At 64.7% G+C, this 19,599-nt stretch carries 13 protein-coding genes; 7 read left to right on the plus strand and 6 right to left on the minus strand.

Annotated elements, in window-relative coordinates:
• Positions 1-44: 44 nt before the first annotated feature.
• Positions 45-7,958: a DUF4347 domain-containing protein gene (locus CEY05_RS04035; protein WP_088596070.1), complete on the minus strand. Its 7,914-nt coding sequence runs from the start codon at positions 7,956-7,958 to the stop codon at positions 45-47.
• 116 nt (positions 7,959-8,074) lie between these two features.
• Between CEY05_RS04035 and CEY05_RS30775 the strand changes: the two genes are divergently transcribed.
• Positions 8,075-8,344 (plus strand): hypothetical protein, encoded by a 270-nt coding sequence (locus CEY05_RS30775; RefSeq protein ID WP_143220274.1) that lies wholly within the window; start codon positions 8,075-8,077, stop codon positions 8,342-8,344.
• A gap of 20 nt (positions 8,345-8,364) precedes the next feature.
• Here CEY05_RS30775 and kefC read toward each other — a convergent pair whose 3' ends face one another.
• The gene (kefC, locus tag CEY05_RS04040) at positions 8,365-10,212 is read right to left on the minus strand and encodes a glutathione-regulated potassium-efflux system protein KefC (RefSeq protein ID WP_088596071.1); all 1,848 of its coding nucleotides are present in this window, start codon (positions 10,210-10,212) and stop codon (positions 8,365-8,367) included.
• On the minus strand, positions 10,205-10,894 hold the full coding sequence (gene kefF, locus CEY05_RS04045) for a glutathione-regulated potassium-efflux system oxidoreductase KefF (protein ID WP_088596072.1): 690 nt from the start codon (positions 10,892-10,894) through the stop codon (positions 10,205-10,207). The genes kefC and kefF overlap by 8 nt, the downstream gene beginning before the upstream one ends.
• 72 nt (positions 10,895-10,966) lie before the next feature.
• On the opposite strand from kefF, the gene rocF reads away from it, so the two are divergent.
• Both rocF and CEY05_RS04055 read left to right on the plus strand, forming a co-directional pair.
• Positions 10,967-11,884, plus strand: a complete 918-nt coding sequence (gene rocF / locus CEY05_RS04050; protein WP_088596073.1) for an arginase — start codon at positions 10,967-10,969, stop codon at positions 11,882-11,884.
• A gap of 119 nt (positions 11,885-12,003) precedes the next feature.
• A complete protein-coding gene (locus tag CEY05_RS04055; protein ID WP_088596074.1) occupies positions 12,004-12,408 on the plus strand; it encodes a DoxX family protein in 405 nt (134 codons plus the stop codon).
• A gap of 169 nt (positions 12,409-12,577) precedes the next feature.
• On the opposite strand, the gene CEY05_RS04060 is transcribed toward CEY05_RS04055, so the two are convergent.
• Positions 12,578-13,456, minus strand: coding sequence for a DUF4189 domain-containing protein (locus tag CEY05_RS04060; protein ID WP_233161341.1), 879 nt, complete (start codon positions 13,454-13,456; stop codon positions 12,578-12,580).
• 355 nt (positions 13,457-13,811) lie between these two features.
• On the opposite strand from CEY05_RS04060, the gene CEY05_RS04065 reads away from it, so the two are divergent.
• The 4 genes from CEY05_RS04065 (at position 13,812) to CEY05_RS04085 (ending at position 17,499) form a co-directional block, all read left to right on the plus strand.
• Positions 13,812-14,372: a hypothetical protein gene (locus tag CEY05_RS04065; protein WP_233161342.1), complete on the plus strand. Its 561-nt coding sequence runs from the start codon at positions 13,812-13,814 to the stop codon at positions 14,370-14,372.
• A gap of 257 nt (positions 14,373-14,629) precedes the next feature.
• The gene (locus CEY05_RS31400) at positions 14,630-14,782 is read left to right on the plus strand and encodes a hypothetical protein (protein WP_198952665.1); all 153 of its coding nucleotides are present in this window, start codon (positions 14,630-14,632) and stop codon (positions 14,780-14,782) included.
• Positions 14,783-14,860: 78 nt separating this feature from the next.
• On the plus strand, positions 14,861-16,762 hold the full coding sequence (locus tag CEY05_RS31630; protein WP_158219247.1) for a YXWGXW repeat-containing protein: 1,902 nt from the start codon (positions 14,861-14,863) through the stop codon (positions 16,760-16,762).
• Positions 16,763-16,947: 185 nt separating this feature from the next.
• Positions 16,948-17,499, plus strand: a complete 552-nt coding sequence (locus tag CEY05_RS04085; RefSeq protein ID WP_088596076.1) for a peroxiredoxin — start codon at positions 16,948-16,950, stop codon at positions 17,497-17,499.
• 97 nt (positions 17,500-17,596) lie between these two features.
• Here CEY05_RS04085 and arsC read toward each other — a convergent pair whose 3' ends face one another.
• Complete coding sequence (gene arsC / locus CEY05_RS04090) at positions 17,597-17,950, minus strand: arsenate reductase (glutaredoxin) (RefSeq protein WP_088596077.1); 354 nt, start codon at positions 17,948-17,950, stop codon at positions 17,597-17,599.
• A 117-nt stretch (positions 17,951-18,067) separates the two neighbouring features.
• Positions 18,068-19,519 (minus strand): CoA transferase, encoded by a 1,452-nt coding sequence (locus CEY05_RS04095; RefSeq protein ID WP_088596078.1) that lies wholly within the window; start codon positions 19,517-19,519, stop codon positions 18,068-18,070.
• Positions 19,520-19,599: the final 80 nt, after the last annotated feature.

The following is a 19,599-nucleotide window of genomic DNA, read 5'->3' on the forward strand; positions in this document are numbered from 1 at the left end:
GGGTTGCTCTTCTACGTAGTATTGGAGTGAAGGTTCTGGAAAATTCATGCCTGCGGCGCGGTCGCGGTCGCGGCCGGCGCTGCCGGTACGATTGCAACGGCGGCCGGACGAGTGACGTGCAGCGTGGCGTGCGCACGGGCGAACTGCTCGGTCAGGGAAGGTTTGGCCGCGAACGCAATGCCGGCGCGCGCTGCCGTGCCGGCGCCGTTATCGCTGGCCGCCAGCGCTTCAGCCGTTCCGATCGCGGCTATCGGGCTTTCCGTATGCAGCACGGAGGCCGCGTCGGCGTGGCCGGGACGTCCACCGAATTCGATCGTCATGTCGCGCTGCGTCTGATTGCCATTGCTGTCGCGCACGATGATCTGGATGCGCAGTTCGGCGCCATTGGGCGGCGTCTTGCCGGCCAATGTCCCATGCACCGGATCGAAACGGACCCAGGCGGGCAGCGCCTGGCCATTGGCCTGGCGTACCTCGACGTGCGCGGTGGCCCCGTTGATGCCCGCCCCGGCCGCTGCCGGCAAAGGCAGGGACACCGAGAACGGCTGGTTCGGACCCGCGTTGACCCGGATGGCCTGGTCCGCGGCATTCAGCAGCACTTCGCCGACGTCGGGCACCGGGATCGCCGTCGCCGCATCCACGGACGTGCGGCTCAAGGAGCCATGCGCTGGCTGGCCGCCTACGGTGCCGAACGAACCCGGGCCGCTGCCCACGTCGCCGACATCCGTCGGCGAGAAGGTGATCGCGTTGACCATGGGCGGCATGCCCAGGGGCGGCGCGTCGGCGAAAGCGTCGATCACGATCAAGGGGTTGGAAATACCGCTGGTCAGGTCCAGGGGGAAGAACGGCATCGAGTCCGGCGCGAACTGCGTGCGGGACGCGCCCGGTCCCTGGCTCGCCGACGTGCCGTTGCCGCTACTGAATGGCGCCGGGGGCGGCAGCAGGGAGATAAGCGCTGGCGGCGCCGGATCGGCCGCAGGCGGGGTGGGCGGCACGACGACCGGCGGGGTGATGTCCATGGCCACCTGGCGGGTGAACGCCGCGCTTTCCTTGACGCCGTCATTGACCGTGAAGCTGATGGTACGCAACGTATCGGCCGGCAGCGTCGCCGTGTCCTTGTAGGTAACGGCGCGCAAGGCTGCCTGCCACTGCGCCAAGGTCGCGGTCGCGCCCTGTGACGTCAGCGTCAACGTTCCGGAAGCGGCATCGTAGGCGGCGGTGATGTTGCCCATGGATGCCCCGTCGTTGGCGAAGGCAAGCACGTCCTCGCCGGCATGGAAGCCGGCGCCCACCCGCACCGTGGCCGATGCCAAGGTCGTGCTGTCACGGTCCGACAGCGTGATGCCGGTATCGACCGCCACCGCCACCGGCGGGTTGACGCCGTCGAAGACGAAGGTCGGCGCGCCACTGGCGGTGGAACCCACGATGGCCGTCTGGTCGGTGGCGGCGACCGTGACCGCGCGCGTGAAACTGGCGCTGGTCTTGGTGCCGTCGCTGACCGTGAAGCCTATGGTCCGCGTGGCCGTGTCCGGCGTGACCGCGGTATCGGTGTAGGCCACCGCCCGCAACGCCGCCTGCCACTGCGCGACGGTAGCCGTGGCACCGTCCGAAGTCAGCGTCAAGGTGCCCGTGGCAGCATCATAGACGGCGCGGATGTTGCCCATCGTCGAACCATCGTTGGCGAAGGCCAGGACGTCTTCACCGGCATGGAAGCCGGCGCCGATTTGCACCGTGGCCGACGCCAGCGTCGCGTTATCGTGATCCGACACGGTCAGGCCGGCGTCCACCGCGACGGGCGTGGACGGCGCATTGTCGCCGGCCACGAAGGCGGCGGCGCCCGTGCTGCCGGTCGCGACGACGGGCGTCTGGTCGACGGCGGTCACTGTCACGTCGCGCGTGATAGCGGCGCTGCTCTTGGTGCCGTCATTGACGCTGAACCCGATGGTGCGCGTGGCCGTATCGGGCGAGAACGCCGTATCGGTGTAGGTGACCGCCTGCAAGGCGCTTTGCCATTGCGCCAGCGTGGCGGTGTGACCCGCTGAAGTCAGCGTCAACGTGCCTGTCACGGCATCGTAGGTGGCCGTGATATTGCCCATGGACGAACCGTCGTTGACGAAACCGAGCACGTCCTGGCCCGCATGGAAGCCGATGCCGATCTGCACGGTGGCCGTGGCCAGCGTGGTGTTGTCAGCGTCGCTCAGCGTGATGCCGGCGTCGACCGCCACTGGCGTGGACGGCGCGTTGTCGGCGGCCACGAACGCGGCGCTGCCGGTGCTGCTGCTCGAGATCAGCGGGCTCTGGTCGGTGGCGGCGACGGTCAGGTCGCGGGTGTAGACAGCGCTTGTCTTTGTCCCATCGTCGACGGAAAAATTTATCGAGCGCGTGGTCGTGTCCGGCGTGATAGCCGTGTCGAGATAGGTGACGGAGCGCAGCGCGGCCTGCCACTGCGCCAGGGTGGCCGAATGGTTCTGCGAGGTCAGCGTGAGCGTGCCGGTGCTGGCGTCGTAGCTGCCCGTGATGTCGCCCATCGTGCCGTCGTTGTAGAACGTGAGCACGTCCTCGCCGGCATGGAAGCCCGCGCCAATCTGCACGGTCGCCGAGTCCAGCGTGGTGTTATCGAGATCCATGAGCAGGATGTTGTTATCGACCGCGACTGGCGTGGAGGCGACATTGTCGCCCGCGACGAACGAGGCCGAACCGCTGCTGACGGTCGAGATCACCGGCGTCTGGTCGGTATCGGTCACGCTGACGGTGCGCGTCAATGCCGTGCTCGACTTGGTGCCGTCACTGATGGTGAATTGGATCGAGCGCTGCGTGTTGTCGGGTGTGATGGCCGTGTCGGTATAGGTCACCGCGCGCAGCGCGTTCTGCCACTGCAGCTGGGTTGCGCTCGAATCGGCCGAGGTCAGCGTCAACGTGCCGTGGACGGCGTCGTAGGTGGCCGAGATGTTGCCCATCGTGCCATCGTTGATGAAGCCGAGCACGTCCTCGCCAGCATGGAAGCCGGCGCCGATCTGCACGGTGGCCGAGTTCAGCGTGGGGTTATCGAGGTCGGCCACCACGATGTTGGTATCGATCGCGACCGGTGTGGACGCCGTGTTGTCGCCGGCCACGAACGGGGCGCTGCCGGTGCTGCTGGTGGACAACAGCGGGGTCTGGTCGCCGGGCGTGACGGTGATTAAGCGCGTCAGCACGTTGCTGAACTGCGGACCTGCGCTCAACGAGAAACTGACGGTGCGCGTCGCGCTGTTCGGCGTGACCAGCGTGTCCGTATAGGTGACCGAGCGCAGCGCGGCCTGCCATTGCGCGAGCGTGGCGGAGCCATCGCTGGAGATCAACGTCAGCGCGCCGGTCAACTGGTTGTAGTTGCCGGTGATGTTGCCCATCGTCAGGCCGTCATTGACGAACCAGAGCTGGTCCTCGCCACTGTGCAGGTTGCCGGTGATCGCGACCACCGCGCTGTCGACCACGTTGCCGAGCGGGTCGGCGACCGTCAAATTCGGATCGATCGCCACCGGTGTCGAGCTGGCATTGTCGCCCGCCACGAAGCTTACGCTGCCGGTGCTGGTGGTATCCAGCGCCGGGGCGGAACTGATAACGTCAACGCTGTAGTTGATCGGGGCGCTGGCCTTCACGCCGTCGTTGATGACGATGCTGAGCGTGCGCGTGCCGAGCGGCGCATCGGCGGCACCCGAGAACTGGATATTGTCCAGCACCCTCTGCCACTGGGCGATGGTGCCGCCGGTCGAGGTAATCGTCAGGGTTCCAGTTGTGCCATCGTAGGTGATGTTCATGCCGTTGGTCAGCGTCGACGTGGGCAAGCTGAACCCCAGCCTGTCGCCACTTTGCATACCGCTTGTCATCTGTACGGTAATGGTCATCGACACCAGCGTCGAGCCGCTCACGTTCAGGTCCGTAAGCGTGATGCCACTGTCGATAGCCGTGGGGGCTTGACCCGGCAGGTAGCTCAGATGGTTGTCGGTGGCGCCGAGCAACGGGGTCTGGTGGGTTGCGTTCACCACGATGACCTTGTTCGAACCGCTACTATCCTTTGTGCCATCGTTGGCGCTGAAACTGATGCTGCGGTTCGCGGTTTGCGGCACGGCGGCCGTATCGACGTAGGTGACCGAACGCAGCGCCGCCTGCCACTGCGCAATGGTCGAGGCGCCGGCCGAGGTCAGCGTCAATGTGCCGGTACTGGCGTCGAAATGCGCCTGGATGTCGCCGAATGCGCCGCTGCCCAGGGCGAGCACGTCCTCGCCGTTCTGGTAGTTACCGGTGATCTTCACGGTAGCCGACGCCATGGTCGCCGAGTCCTGGTCTGTCAGCGTTACACCGGCATCCACCACGACTGGCGTGGAGGGAGCGTTGTCGGCCGAGGTAAAGGTGACGGTGCCGCCGGTATCGGTAACGACCGGCGACTGTTCGGTCAGCACAACATCGACCGAACGCTGGAAGCTGGTACTGGTCTTCGCACCGTCGCTGACGGAGAAGCTGATGATGCGCTGCGTGGTACCGGGCGCCGAGGCGGTGTCCGTGTAGGTGATCGAACGCAGCGCGGACTGCCATTGCGCAATCGTCGCCGTGCCATTCAACGAGCTCAGCGCCAGCACGCCGTTCGAGTACGAGCCTGTGATGTTGCCCATCGTCGAGCTGTCGTTGGTGAACAGCAGGAGGTCGCCGTTCGAGTCGTAGCCGGTCGAGATGACGACGTCGGCGTGGGTCAGCGTGCTGTTGTCCAGGTCTGAAAGCGTGATGCCGCCGTCGATCACGATGGGGGTAGAACTGGCGTTATCGCCCTGTGTGAAGGTCGCGTTGCCGTTGCTGCCGTGAATCATCGGCGTCTGGTCGATGTCGGTCACCGTCACGGTGGTGGTGACCCCCGTGCTGGACTTCGTGCCGTCGCTGACGACGAAACTGACGGTGCGTGAGGCGTTGCCCGGCGTGACGGCCGTCGACTTGTAGGAAACGGCTTCCAGCGCGTTCTGCCACTGCATGAGCGTGGCCTGGTTACCTGACGAGGTCAGAATCATCACACCGTTCGTGTAGGTGGCAGAAATATTGCCGTACAGGGCGGTGTTGTTATTATTGAAAGCAAGGACGTCGGTCGCCTCGTAGTGGCTGGTGATGGTGATCACCGCCTCCTGCAGCGGCCCGCCGTCGAGATCGGTCACGCTGATGGCATCGTTCACGATGACTGCCGTGGATGCCGCGTTGTCGCCCGCGACAAACGCCACCGTATTGCCACCCGCGCCGAGGACCGGAGTCTGGTCGGTGGCCGTCACTGCCACGGTACGCGTGGCCACCGAACTCGTCAGCGTGCCATCGTTGATCTGGTAGCTCACGGTACGCGTGAAGGTCGACGGCACCACCAGGTCGTTCGTGAACTTGATCGATGCCAGCGCATTCTGCCACTGCAGCAGGCTGGCGCCACCCGCGGAGGTCAACGTCAGGATACCGGTACCCGAGTCATAGACGCCGGAAATATCGCCCATCGTCGACGGATTGCCGGCGAATACCAGTTCGTCATGATTGATCTGGAAGTTCCCCGTGATGGAGACCGTCGCGCTGACCAGGGTCGAACTGTTGCCATCGGCCAGCAGGACGCCGGCATCGACCGCGACCGGCGTCGAGGTGGCGTTGTCGCCGCTCACGAACTGGGCGGAGCCCACATCGGTCGTTACCGTGGGACCCGCGACCACCGTGAGGCTGCGGTGCACCACCAGGCTGGTCTTCGTTCCATCGTCGATCGAGTAGGTAATATCACGCGTGCTGGAGACCGCGGCACTCGTACTGAACGTGATCGAATCGAGCGCGGCCTGCCATTGGGCCAGTGTCGAGCCCGAAGATGTCAGTGTCAGGACACCACCGGAATAGCTCGCGCTGATACCGTTCTGGGCGATGAAGTTCAGGATATCGCCGGAATGAAAGCCGGTCCCGATCGTGATGGTTGCCTTCGTCAGCGTAGTACTGTCGGCGTCGGTCACTGTCAAGCCGCTATCTATCGAGACGGCGCTGGAGCCCACCGTATAGGTTGGCGTGGGGGCGCCGCTGACGGTGAGGACCGGAGACTGCTCAGCCTTTGTGATCGTCACCGTCCGCGTCACAGCAGTGCTGGTGGCCGAGGTGCTGTCGGTGACCGTGTACGTGATCGTGCGCGTCGCGGTGGATAGCGATCCGAACGACGAGAGATTCGAGAACTTGATCGACCGAAGTGCCTGCTGGTAATCCGCCAGCGACGCGGAACCGGTCAGCGTCAGTACGCCTCCGGTGTAGGCCGCCGAAATGCCGTTCTGCGCGGTGAAAAGAAGAATATCGCTGGAACTGTAGTTGCCCGAGATTCTTACGGTCGCCCCGGTCAGCGTCGTGGTATTCGGATCGGCCAGCGTCAGGCCGGCGTCCACGGCGACGGGGGTGGCACTGGTGCCGACGCCACTGTCGCCCGAGGTCCAGGCCGCCGAACCGCTACTCGTAGTGACGGTTGGCACTGCGGGGACGACTTCCTGATAGGTAAGGTTGTCCAGCGATGGCGACATGTATCCACCGCCGCTTTCTACATCGAGGATCTGCACGGAATGCACATTCGCGAAGTTGACGTTGCCCGAAACATCGACGGTATTGGTGAAATTATCCCCGCCGGGATTTGTCGTCGTAAAGATTACGACCGCCTTGGACATGTCGCCGTCCGGAACCAGATACAGCGTGCCCGCGGTTGCCGCATCCAGGTCGAACCTGCTCAACGTGAATGCATTGCCGTCGGCCATGGTGATAGTCACCGAATACAATGGCACCGAGTTGTCGCCGACGTCGAACATCAGCGTTCCATCCGTAGGTCCGGATGAGAGAAAGGGAGCTCCGTGAGGATCGCCGTATTGGGGGCTGCCTGGCGCGCCGTTGGTATAGATGGTGGTGACCAAGCCGGTCGCGTCGGTGGCATAGGTCACGCCGTTGAGCGTGAACGTCGAATTAGTGGTGGAGAACCCCAAGCTGCTGTCGTAGCTCTCGACAGTCTGGACCAGTAATGCGTCGTACTGCGCCTGCGCCGCGGCCGATTCGATCACCGCGGTATGGGTCTTACCGGCCTGGTATTCCAGTGTCCAGTTGCCGCCCAGGGCAGCGGCTCCCGTCGCGTCCGTGGATGCGGCAACGTTCAAATGCGTCAGTGCCGCGATCTGCTGGACCAGGTGCTGTCCGTCGGCGCTCTCGGCCACGTCGCAGCCGTAGATCAGGAAGTCGCCGCCGGGATTCATGGCGGCGCCGATGCGCGTCAGTTGGGCGCTTTCGGCCGCCAGGTCAGACGCGTTGAGCCAGGTCGAACCCGCCTGGATCATGCCGTCCGTGCCATGCGAAATCAGGTGGATGGCGTCCGCGCCGGGATGGGCCTGCAGATAATCCGCCATCTGCGCGAAGCCGTCCGTGCCGGCATTCAGCACCACATATTGCGTGCCCTGCGGCAGGCCTGCGATCAAGGCCTGGATATCCGACACGCTGGGATCGATGAACACCACCGAATGCGCCGTGGTATCGGTGGCGATCGCATCCGCCACCAACAGCGTCTTCTGGGTGTCGACGGTGCTGTTCGTGCTGGTCTCGCTGACCTTGGCGTCATTCACCGCGCCGTCCGTGCCCTTGCCGCGGCCGGAAAGACCGGCGTCGCTCTTGCCGCCATCGCCGTTCCTGGCACCGCCCTGCCCCACATCATGTTCAGCGATGGTCCTGGGCGCGGCGGGCGCCGTCGCGTCGTTCGCCGTGGCCGCGCCGGGATGCGCATCGCCGGCGGCATGCGTCTGGGCGGCATGCGGCTGCGCCATGGCTGCTACCGAAGCGTCATAGACCACCCGAGGTTCCAGCGCCATCAGCAAGGGAGTGGGCGCCACGCCGGATTTCGATCGCGCGTCTGCGCCCGTCTTGGCGCCCCCCGAAAACCCCAGGCGTTTCAGGAACTGCTGAACTGTATTCATTGCGGCCACTCCCATACCCCAGCATTGCTCGGCGGCCACGCTTCGAAGCATTGTGTTACACCGCTCTAGGCCGGCGGCCACAAAGCTCAACGAAGCCCAGCGATCTCGGACTTAATTTGAAATTTTTTCGTAAATTTCGTGGCCGAAATAATAGCCAGAATGCTGTGGAAGCGGCACCCTCTTCAGTACAGAATTTTGCAACGATGCAGGCGTACGACACAGATGCCCGCAAAATGCCGGCACAAAGCAAGATTTTTTCTTACAGGAAGCTGATTTCCCTTAGGCGCGGCAGTCTAGGAGCAGCCTTCACAAAGCTGCAACAATTTCTCCATGCCGGGGAACAGCCCGAACTGGCAGGCGCCGGCGGATACGCGTCGATGTCTTGAAGGCGATGCGCGCCCGACGTTCACCCAGCCGCGCGCGCCTGCTCTTCCGTTCCCACCGTCTCCTCGCTCTGTGGCCCCCAGGAATCCCGGTGCGTGCTCAGCGCCAGCAGGCGATCCCGCGCGATGGACTGTTCCAGCGTCTCCTGGGCCCGTTTGGCCACCGTGATGCGCAAGCCTTCATCCTCGAAATTCGCGGTGGTCTCTTCCAGCATATTGACGTTGTTGCGCCGGAACGCATCCGCCACCTCACGCGCCTCGTAGGCATCCATGCCCAGCGCCTGCAAGGCGTGCCGCCCCGCGGTCAAGGCCGACTCGAACACTTCGCGCTCGACTACCTCGACCCCGCGCTGGCGCAGCTGGTAGTAATGCACCGCGTCGCGCGCCCGCGCCACGATGCGCAGATTGGGGAACTGCTCTTGCACCAGATCCACCAGGCGCAGGTTGTCCGACACGGTATCGATGGCGTTCACCAACACCCGTGCCCGCCCGGCACCCGCCGTCTCCAGCAGTTCGGCGCGCGTGGCGTCGCCGTAGAACACCTTCATACCGAACTTGCGCAGGGTCTCGATATTGTCAGGATCGTGATCCAGCACCACCACCTTCACGCCATTGGCCAGCAGCAAACGGCCGGCGATCTGGCCGAAGCGGCCGAAGCCCGCGATGATGACGCTGGCGCCATCGTCATCGATCTCGTCGTCCGCCCGCTGCTGCCGCGGCCGGCGCCGTTCCAATACATCCAGCACCGCCAATACGATAGGCGTGGCCGCCATGGACAGCGCCACCGCCAGCGTCAACAGCTTGGCCCAGTCGTCCGGCAGCACGCCAGCATCGTGCGCACTGCCGAACACCACGAAAGCGAATTCACTGCCCTGGCCCAGCAGCGTGGCGAACAGCACGCAACGACCACCGCCTATGCCCAGCACATGGGACATGGCCCACAGCAACACGAACTTGGCCACCAGGAAGGCCAGCAACAGCCCCAACACCTGCCAGGGATGGGACAGCAGCGTGCCGAAGTCGATCGACATGCCGACGCCGATGAAGAACAGCCCCAGCAGCAAGCCCTTGAACGGCTGGATATCGCTTTCCAGCGCGTGCCGGTATTCTGAGCTGGCCAGCAGCACCCCGGCCAGGAACGCCCCCATGGCCATGGACAGCCCGGCGCTTTCCATCAGTTGGCCCACGCCGATCACCAGGAACAAGGCCACCGCGCTGAACACTTCGCGCAGGCCGGAGCGCGCCACGAAACGCAGCAGCGGGCGCGCCAGATAACGGCCGCCCACCACCGCGATGGCCAGGGCGATGACGATCTTCAAGGTCGCCAGCCACAAGGAGTCGCCCGCGCCGCCCTGCCCGCCGGCCAGCAGCGGGATCAGGGCCACCAGGGGAATGGCCGCCAGGTCCTGGAACAGCAGCACCGCGAAGGCGCGCTGTCCCAGCACGGTCTGCTGCAGGCTGCGTTCGTTCATGGCCTGCACGGCGATGGCCGTGGAGGACAGCGCCAGCGTCATCCCCACCAGCAGCGCCACGCGCCAGTCCAGCCCCTGCCACCAGACCAGGGCGCCCAGCGCCATGCCGCACACCGCCATCTGCAGCGCACCGCCGCCGAATACCGGCACCCGCAGGTTCCACAGCCGCCGCGGGTCCAGTTCCAGGCCGATCAGGAACAACATCAGGACGACGCCGATCTCGGCGAAATGCAGGATCTCCGTCGGATCGTCCACCACCCGCAGGCCCCACGGGCCGATCACGCAGCCCGCGATCAGGTAACCCAGCACCGAGCCCATGCGCGCCCGCACCGCCAGCGGCACGAACACCACCGTGACGCCCAGGTAGACCAGGCCCTGCAACAGCAATTGCTCATTCATGGCGGGCTCCGGCGGTGGTGGCAGGGGTAGCGGCAGCGGCAGCGGCAGCAGCAGCGGCGGCGGCGGTGCCGCCGGCCACGCCGGCGGCGATGGCGGCCACGCTCCCAGCGCTGCTCGCCCCGAACGCCGCGGCCGCATCCGCACGGCTGCCCGCATTCGCGTACTGACCGAGCAGCGCTTCCAGCTGCTCCCGATAACGCATCCCGGCCCCGGCCAATTGGTCCTGCGACAAGGCGGTGACACCATGCAGGGAAAACGGCTCCAGCCAACGCATGCCGCATTGCTCGCCAGCACTGCGCAGCGGTTGCCCCAACATACCCAGGTGATTCTCCCCGCAACAGCTGAAATTACCTTCGTCGCCGCCCGTGGTCACCGTCCACATCACGTCCTTGCCGCTCAACACGCCCCCGTTCCTGCCATAGGCCCAGCCGTATTGCAGCACCTTGTCCATCCACAGCCGGAACAGCGCGGGCGAGCCATACCAATGCAGCGGATGCTGCCAGATCACCAGGCGTGCCGACGCCAGCGCCTGCTGCTCGGCCGCGACATCGATGCTGAAGTCAGGATAGAGGTCGTAAAGCGATCGCACCTGCACGCTGTCCATGCCCTCCAGGGCATCGAGCAAGGCATTGTTGGCGCGCGAATGGCGCGGATAGGGATGGGCGTAAATAATGACGATCATTGGTGATCCTGGGGGGCAACAGCGTGATATCAAACGATGTTAGCCTTGGCGTTTGTGTTACGCGAGGCTGGCATGGCAATCACGCAAGTGGATCTTATCGGAGCGCCCACCGACGTCGGCGCAAGCATACGGGGTGCCTCGATGGGTCCCGAAGCCTTGCGCGTGGCCAACCTGCCGCCGGCCCTGGAACGCCAGGGCATGCGCGTGGCCGACGCCGGCAACCTCGCCGGACCGACCAATCCCTGGCATCCCCCGCGCGACGGCTTTCGTCATCTGGAAGAGGTGGCGCACTGGAACCGGGCGGTCCACGAAGCGGTGTTGGGCTCCTTGCAAGCGGGGCATTTTCCCATACTGATGGGCGGTGATCATTGCCTGGCCATCGGGTCGATCAGCGCCGTGGCGCAATATTGCCGCGCGGCCGGCCGCAAACTGATCGTCTTGTGGCTGGACGCCCATGCCGATGCCAACACCCACGACATCACCCCCACCGGCAATATCCACGGCATGCCGGTGGCCTGTCTGTGCGGCCAGGGCCCCGATGCCCTGACCCGCCTCAGCGATGCCTATCCGGCGGTGGACGCCTCGGCCATACGCCAGGTCGGCATCCGCAGCGTCGACGCGGAAGAGAAACGCCAGTTGCGCGCCCTGGGCTTGCGCGTCTTCGACATGCGCCACATCGACGAAAACGGCATGCGCCTGACCATGGAGCAGGCCCTTGCCGAGGTCGACGAGAACACCCACCTGCATGTCAGCTTCGACGCGGACTTCCTGGATTCGGTGGTGGCGCCGGGAGTCGGCACGCCGGTCCTGGGCGGTCCGACCTACCGGGAAGCGCAATTGTGCATGGAGATGATCGCCGATACCGGGCGCCTGTCTTCGCTGGACCTGATGGAGTTGAACCCGGCCTGCGACGTGCGCAACCAGACGGCGGAAGTGGTGGTCGACCTGGTGGAAAGCCTCTTCGGCAAGTCGACGCTGATCCGCCGATAACGCGTGGTCCTTGAGTGCTTCACACTCTGTTGCGATAATTGCCGGCCTTGCCCGACAGAACCGTCTGTCGGGCGCCAAGGTTTATCCCTCAACAGACACTGCATCCACGAGACCTCAACATGAACCGAAACGACGACGCCGGCAAGCTGATCCTACGCCTGGTACTGGGCATCCTGATCCTGCTGCATGGCATCAGCAAAATGACGCATGGCGTCGGCTTCATCGTCAACATGGTCCAACAGCACGGTTTGCCTTCGTTCGTGGCCTACCTGGTCTACATAGGCGAAGTCATCGCCCCGATCCTCGTCATCGTTGGCGTGTTCGCCCGCCTGGGTGGCCTGATCATCGCCATCAACATGCTGTTCGCCTTCGGCCTGGTGCATTCCGGCCAGCTGTTCCAGATCAACGGACAAGGCGGCTGGCAGCTGGAGCTGCAGGGCATGTACCTGGCGGCGGCACTGGCTATCGCCCTGTTCGGCGCGGGCCGCTTCAGCCTGGGCGGCGCCAACGGCCGCTACAACTAAGCCGCATCCTCCACTAAGCCGCATCCTCCACTAAGCCGCATCCTCCGCCTTGAACGGGCCGGGCCGTTTCGAACGGCCGGCCCGGCGTTACTCCAATCGCCAGGCGTCGCCCTGGCCGAAATCAGCTAGCGCGGCCCGCTCCCGCTGCCGGGAGTGAGCAGCTTGCGCATCAATGCGCCCGGATCGGGTTGGCCTGGGTTCCGCTTGCTTTCTGGTCCATGCCCACGTAGCCGTCCATATAGGCCCGGCCCGAGCAGCGCACCATGGCCACGCAAGCCTGGGTCTTTTCCTTGTCATTGCAGGTCAGGCGGGCCTGGTCGCGGGCGGTTTGCGGCTCCGGATTCAACACGGTGTAGTTATGGCCGGTTTCCTTGGGTCCCCCCTTGGGCCAGGCCAGGCCCACGCAAGTGTCCTTGTAGGTCAGAAGCGTGGAGCACCCCGTGCACTTTTCCCACTCGATCAAGCTCTTGACCGCCTCTTTCTCGCTGGGATAGTCGTCCGCGTACATGGCATTACCCGTGTTGGTTTCCGCGATGGTGCCCCAGTACTGACGTTTGTCGAGCTTGGCGGACAAGGCTTCCAGGTCGGCCGGCCTGGCGCGTGCCGCGGCGGCGTTGTGCGTGGGGCTGTAGCCAGGCCCCACGCAGACCGGCAACATGGTCAGCCGGCATTTGCCGGCGGCGCTTTGCGCCGTGCATTTGCGGATGGCGGCCTTGGCGGCGATTTCAGGCCCGGCGCTATTGCCGGGAAACAGATCGTGGTTGATATTGGCCGCCCACGCCTGGCAGCTATCGGCGAACCAGCCCAGCGCCTTGCAACCGTCGCCACCCTTGCGGCGGCACTCCGCCACGGCGGCGGCCTCGGCCTCCTTGCCACTGGCCGCGGGCAGCGTCCAGAACATCTTTTTCTGATCCTTGTCGGTTGCCGTGCCGCCATATTGGCGCGTGTCGGCGCCATGGGCGACGGGCGCCAGCATCAGGGAGCACAGCGTGAGCACGGCGCAGGCGGCGCGCAGAAGGGAAGGCAAATGGCGGGGCACGGTCATCATCGGTTTGCAAGAGGTAGACGGGATGGCGGCATGGCAACAAGGCGGAACGGCGGCAGGACGCCATCCCGCGGATGGAACAGCATGGTAGCGGCGTTGGCGCACGGGGCCGCATTCGTCCCGGCATATTGCGTAACAATTTTCATGACATTTTCTTCATATTCCGTGACGAATTGCGGAGAGAATGGCGAGCTTCGGTAACGTATAGCTGAATATTCCCCTTACCGGGTCATGGGAATGGGCGACTCCACTCCCTGCCAACGGTTACCGAGAGAAACAAAATGCCCTCGCCACGCGCCTTGCTCCCCGCGTGGCGCGCCCTGGCTCACTCTGCCCACGGGAGCATGGAAACGTCGCCATGAAGTCCAGCAAGAACGTTAAGCGCCAATCCGCACGGTATGCCTTGGGAGCGATGCTGCTGACCGCGCTGGCCACATTGGCAGGTTGCGCGCCCACCGGCGGCAGCTCCACCCTGCCCTCGCTAGGCAAGATGTTCTCGTCCGGCCTGTCGTTTTCGCCCAGCGTCAACGTGGCCAAGAACATGGAAGGCCATACGATCGATGACGCCATCACAGCCTTGGGCGAACCGAACAAGACCTCTCCGGACGGCGACAGCATGATTCTGGAATGGAGCGATTACCAGACCTCGCCGTATCAGGCCTGGGTGGTCGACGGTTCCAGTTCGCAGATGGTCGGCATGATTCCCGCCAGCAACGGCGTCGCCGCCACGCCGGTGATGCAGACCACCAACTATGGGCATTACGAGAATCGCACGGCCGTTTATCAGTGCGGTGTCTATATGCGCATGAAGGACAGCGTCATCACCGAAACCAAGGTACAAGGCAATGTGTGCCCCGACTTCATCGGCGCATTGCGCAAGTGGGCCGGCGAGAAAGAAGACAAGAACTACATGAATTAAGCGATGGCGACGGGCTGAGCCGGTCATTGCGATTGCGGCCGGCGCGCGCGGGGCGCGGTTGCGTACAGGGGGCGCACACTCGCCGTGCTAACGACTCGACACGTCCTACCCGTGCCTGGATACGCTCCGCGACACGGGTAGGAATTCGTAACCCCGTCCACATTTCAAATCGGTTTCAAGCGCCCCACAGCCTTCTTGCGTCTCCCTACACTGGAATCGTCCGCATGCATGTATGTGCGATCCATCAGGAGTTCAGCATGAAGAAGTTTATTGCCTTGATTGCCGTTGCCTGCTCGCTTAGCGCGTTGAGCGGTTGCATTGTCGTTCCGGCCGGCGGCGGCGGCGGTCACTACCACCATGGCGGATACCGTTACTATCCGGCTCCGACTCCCTATTACTACGGGCGTTGAGGCCAGGCGGTGTTCCGATCAGGGCCTGTACCGAGACCATGACAACAGGGCGAACGGCGAGAGCCGGTCGATGCTCGCATGAAGACGCATAAATCCTTCCACTCCAGTGGCTACGGCCCGGCGCCCCGGGGCGCCGGCGTTTTTGTCTTGACGTTGGCCCTGGGCTTGTCAGCCTGGGCACCGATGGTCGCGCAGGCGCAGGCGGCCGATCCTTATCCGTCCAACTATCCCGCCTATCCCGCCGGGCAGGTGCCTTACCCGCAGGTCGACCAGAATGGCAATCCGGTCGATGCGCAGGGGCAGCCTTATCCGGCGGATGCCCAAGGGCAGCAGTATCAGCAGGGGCAAGCATATCCCGCGCAGCAGCAGGCTTATCCGGCGCAGCAGCAGGCTTATCCGGCGCAGCAACAGGCCTATCCCGCCGATCAGCAAGGCCAGGGGGCGGTCGATCCGTCCAATGCCAACCTGGCGCCGGTCATCGCGGTACAGGAGGCCCCGCCACCGCTACCGGTCTACGAACAGCCGCCGGTGCCGGGCGATGGGTATATCTGGGTGCCGGGGTATTGGGCGCGGAATTACTACGGCTTCTATTGGGTGCCAGGCGCCTGGGTGCTGCCGCCCTATCAAGGCGCATTGTGGACGCCCGGCTACTGGGGCTTCGACACGGGTTATTACCGCTGGTCGCCCGGCTATTGGGGCCCACATATCGGTTTCTACGGCGGCATCAATTACGGCTTCGGGTATTTCGGCACGGGGTATTCCGGCGGGTATTGGCGTGACCGGCACTTCTACTACAACCGCGCGGTGACCCGCGTCGGCCCGTCGCACATCACCTATGTCTATAACCACGACGTCAAGTACGACAAGCACGACCGGGTGAGCTATCACGGCGGTCCTGGCGGCATCAACCGGCGCCCCGATCCGCATGAAGTGGCGGCCCAGCGCGAACGGCATATGCCACCGTTGGCGATGCAGGACCGTCACGCCTACGACGCCGGCCGCGAGCGCGGGCAGTTCGTCAACACCAACCATGGGCGGCCTTCGCAAGCGGCGTTCGACCATCCGATGGGCAACGGCAACAACTGGGCCAAGCCGCCCGGCAGCGACCGCCCAGGAGGGCCGGGCGCACAGCCCAGCGCCCCCGGCCAGCGCCCGGGTGGTGCCGGGCCGCAAGGTGGGCCGATGAACCCGGCGCAGCAGCGCCAGTTCCAGCAGCAGCAGGCTGACCAGCAGCGCCAGCAACAACAGCAGCAGGCCAACCAGCAGCGCCAGCAGCAGCAACAGCAGGCCGACCAGGCGCGCCAGCAGCAACAGCGGGCGGCGGAGCAACAGCGCACGCAAGCCCAATTGTCCGGCCGCCAGCAAGAGGCCAACCAGCGCCAGAACCAGATGCAGCGCGAACAGGCGCAGCAACAGCAGTTGCAGCAACAGCAGCAAAACCAGCAGCAGATGCAGTTGCAACAACAGCAGCGCGCGCAACAGCAGGAGCAGAACCAGCGCCAGCAGAATCTGCAGCAGCAGCAACGGCAGAACCAGCAGCAATTGCAGCAGCAACAGCAGGCGCAGCAACAGCAGCAGCAACGCATGCAGCAGATGCAGGACCAGCAGCGCCAGCAGACGCAACAAATGCAGCAGCAGCGTGAACAGCAACTGCGCCAGCAAACGCAGCAGCAACAGCAGCAACAGCAGCAGGTCCAGCGCGAGCAACAGCAGCGGCAGCAGATGCAGCAACAGCAGATGCAGCAACAACAGCAGCAGCGCCAGCAGATGCAGCAACAGCAGCAGATACAGCAGCAACGCCAGCAGCAGCAGCAGCAGCAGCAGCAGCAGCAGCAACAACAACAACAACAACAACGCCAGCAGCAACAACAGCACCAGCAACGGGAGCAGCAACAGCGCCAACCGCAGTCGGACCGTCGCGACCAGCATCAGGACCGCCATGAACAACGGCGTGATTCACGCCAGGCGCAGAATGGCTGAATCCGCAGCGGCTGGTCCCGGATCGGCGCACCATCCGTCTGGCCGCTGGCCCTGACGTCGTCTCCTGCCGCCAGGCAGGAGACAACGAAAAACGCGGACGGGCGGCGCCACTCGCTCCTATAATCGACCGGTCCGGATCGCAGTACCCGATACCCGATCCCGCCCCTCTACCCTCAGGTGCGATCATGAAGAAACGTCTGACTGCCGCTGTCCTCGCATGCTCAATGATGGTCCTGCCGTCGGCCTGGGCCGCGCTGCCCAACGGTGCCAGCGCGCCTGAATTCAAGACCCAGGCGGCTCAGGGCGGTGATACTTTCCAGTTCGACCTGAACGATGCCCTGCGCAAAGGCCCCCTGGTCCTGTACTTCTTCCCCGCCGCCTTCACCAAAGGCTGCACCATAGAAGCCCATGACTTCGCCGAAGCGGTGCCGGAATACCAGAAACTGGGCGCGCGCGTGATCGGCATCTCCGCCGACAGCATCGACGTGCTCAAGCCCTTTTCCGTCAGTGAATGCCAGAGCAAATTCCCCGTCGCCGCCGATGGCGACGGCAAGATCATGCGGGCCTATGATGCCGTGCACGACCGCAATGCAGAGCGCGCCCAGCGCATCTCCTACGTCATCACGCCGGACCGCAAGGTGATCTATTCCTACGCCGACTCCGATCCCGACAAGCACGTCGCCAACACCCTGGAAGCCCTGCGCACCTGGCGTGCACAGCACCCCGCCAAGGATTGAAGCAAGCGCTTCAAAGCCGGGGACCAGCCCCTGCATGCTCCTCGCACAGGCGCAGCAAGCCGCGGAAGCAGCCGCCTGGTCCCATTGCGCCACCCTGCTACCCTGGCAGGATCTCTTCCAGCACATCCGCGGGCCGGCATAGCCGCGCCCCGCGTTCCGTGACCACGAAAGGACGATTGATCAGGATGGGATGCGCGATCATCGCGTCCAGCAACTGGTCGTCGCCTACGCCTTCCGCACCCAGGTTCAATTCCTGGTAAATCGCTTCCTTGCTGCGCACGGCGTCACGCACCGACAGGCCCGCCTGCTTGATCATGGCCGCCAAGGCCTCGCGCGTCGGCGGCGTCTTCAGGTACTCGACGACGACAGGCTCGATCCCCGCCTGCTGCAGATGACCCAGAACGGTACGCGACGTGCCGCAGCGCGGATTGTGATAGATGGTTGTGGACATGGTGGACCTCTGGCTGTCTCGTTATCGCGCGCGAGCCAGCGCGCGGGTATCAGTGACGATACACCCGCGCGCACCGTCCGGCGCCGCAAGTCTACAGAAAATCCGTGCGCTACGGTCTCAGCTGAAAGGCCAGACCGTTTGATGGGTGCCGGGCGGCACCGACGGCCGCGTCCAGCGCGGCGGCGTCACGGAAAAACGCGCCGCATGGCGCACCGCGGTCAGACGGCCGAAACCGGAATCCGTGGTTTCCAGGTAAGGATCCAGCGGCGGCAAGGGACAGCTCAGCCCGGCGGCCTGGCGCGGCAATCCACGTAGCCAACGCCCGGTCTGCGCCAGCGACACCCGCACATGCCAGCTGCCACCTTCCGTGGCCTGGCGCGCCAACGCGGCTTGCGCGCCGAACGCCATCAGGTAGCCGGTGGCATAGTCGAGAATCTGCGTGGGCAGCGGCTTCGGCGCCTCCTGGCGGGCGGCTTGCGCTTCGGCGTGATTGAAACCGCTGGCCGTCTGCACCAGGGAATCGAAACCGCGGCGCCGGGCCCAGGGCCCCACATGGCCATAGGCGGACAGGGAGACGTACACGATGCCCGGCCGGATGCGCGCCACGTCCTCCGCGCCGAAGCCCAGGTCCGCCAGCGCGCCAGGCCGATAAGCCTGCGTGAAGATGTTCGCGCTGCGCAAGAGATTGCCCAGCGTAATGCGGCCGGTGGCCGTGTCCAGATCCGCCAGCACCGACAGCTTGCCGCGGCTGGTTTCCGCGATTGCATCGATATTCGGCAAATTGGGGGAATTCAAAAGCATGACATCCGCGCCATAGGCGGCCAGCGTGCGGCCGCCCACGGGGCCCGCCAGGATGCGTGTCAGGTCCAGCACGCGGATATCCTTGAGCGGGCGCGGGTCGGCGCCATAGCTGGGCAGCGCACGCGGCGGTGCGTCGCCGATGCGTTCGATGCTGACCACGGGCAGTTGCGACACCGCGATGCCCTGCGGATGGTGATCCCATTCGTCGAAGGAGCGCATCGCGGCCACCACCAGGCCGGCATCGGCGGCGGCTTGTTCGAATTCAAAGGAATTCCAGCGCGACAGTGCTTTCTCGACCATGCGCCGGTCCACCGTCGCGCCGGTCGGACACCCCAACAGCGCCAGCGCGCCGTCGCGATGATGGGCGAAGTTGGCATGTATACGTACCCAGTTGCCGTCGGCGCAGCGATACACACCCGTAATCTTGTCGTAGCGCGCGGAAGGCACGCCATCCAGCGAGTAATAGCCCCGCGTTTCCTGCGCCGCATGGCGCATGTCGACGGTGACGCGCTGGCGCTTGCCGCCGCCGCGCAGATGCCAGATTTCCGCTGCGGCCAGTGCCGCCGCGCCCATGCTGTATTGCGCCGCCATGCCTACGGAAAAGGACGAAGGCAGTACCGGGTCGGCCCCAGGTAGATCGATGTAGTCCAGTGCTTCGCCCGGCAAATCGACCAGCCGCCACAATGCGTCCAGCGCACCGTGCGTTGCCTTACGGTTGGAAGAACCCCCTCTGAAAAAGGGTGGACGAAAATCCATCAAGTATCCCATTGCGGCTGCCAAAGCTAGTCCCATTGCATTACAAGTCGGCCGCAACGCGAGCGTCAACCTGGTACGGCGTGACGCGTGTT

Source organism: Achromobacter sp. HZ34 (assembly GCF_002209485.1).
Taxonomy (GTDB): Bacteria; Pseudomonadota; Gammaproteobacteria; order Burkholderiales; family Burkholderiaceae_B; genus Bordetella_C.

What these genes read in the sequence shown, in the direction of transcription:
- kefF (WP_088596072.1), bottom strand. Translation starts at nt 10,894, where the DNA reads ATGATCGTCATTATTTACGCCCATCCCTATCCGCGCCATTCGCGCGCC.
- CEY05_RS04085 (WP_088596076.1), top strand. Translation starts at nt 16,948, where the DNA reads ATGAAGAAACGTCTGACTGCCGCTGTCCTCGCATGCTCAATGATGGTC.
- CEY05_RS04065 (WP_233161342.1), top strand. Translation starts at nt 13,812, where the DNA reads ATGAAGTCCAGCAAGAACGTTAAGCGCCAATCCGCACGGTATGCCTTG.
- CEY05_RS31630 (WP_158219247.1), top strand. Translation starts at nt 14,861, where the DNA reads ATGAAGACGCATAAATCCTTCCACTCCAGTGGCTACGGCCCGGCGCCC.
- CEY05_RS04055 (WP_088596074.1), top strand. Translation starts at nt 12,004, where the DNA reads ATGAACCGAAACGACGACGCCGGCAAGCTGATCCTACGCCTGGTACTG.
- CEY05_RS31400 (WP_198952665.1), top strand. Translation starts at nt 14,630, where the DNA reads ATGAAGAAGTTTATTGCCTTGATTGCCGTTGCCTGCTCGCTTAGCGCG.
- CEY05_RS04035 (WP_088596070.1), bottom strand. Translation starts at nt 7,958, where the DNA reads ATGAATACAGTTCAGCAGTTCCTGAAACGCCTGGGGTTTTCGGGGGGC.
- CEY05_RS04095 (WP_088596078.1), bottom strand. Translation starts at nt 19,519, where the DNA reads ATGGGATACTTGATGGATTTTCGTCCACCCTTTTTCAGAGGGGGTTCT.
- rocF (WP_088596073.1), top strand. Translation starts at nt 10,967, where the DNA reads ATGGCAATCACGCAAGTGGATCTTATCGGAGCGCCCACCGACGTCGGC.
- CEY05_RS04060 (WP_233161341.1), bottom strand. Translation starts at nt 13,456, where the DNA reads ATGATGACCGTGCCCCGCCATTTGCCTTCCCTTCTGCGCGCCGCCTGC.
- arsC (WP_088596077.1), bottom strand. Translation starts at nt 17,950, where the DNA reads ATGTCCACAACCATCTATCACAATCCGCGCTGCGGCACGTCGCGTACC.
- kefC (WP_088596071.1), bottom strand. Translation starts at nt 10,212, where the DNA reads ATGAATGAGCAATTGCTGTTGCAGGGCCTGGTCTACCTGGGCGTCACG.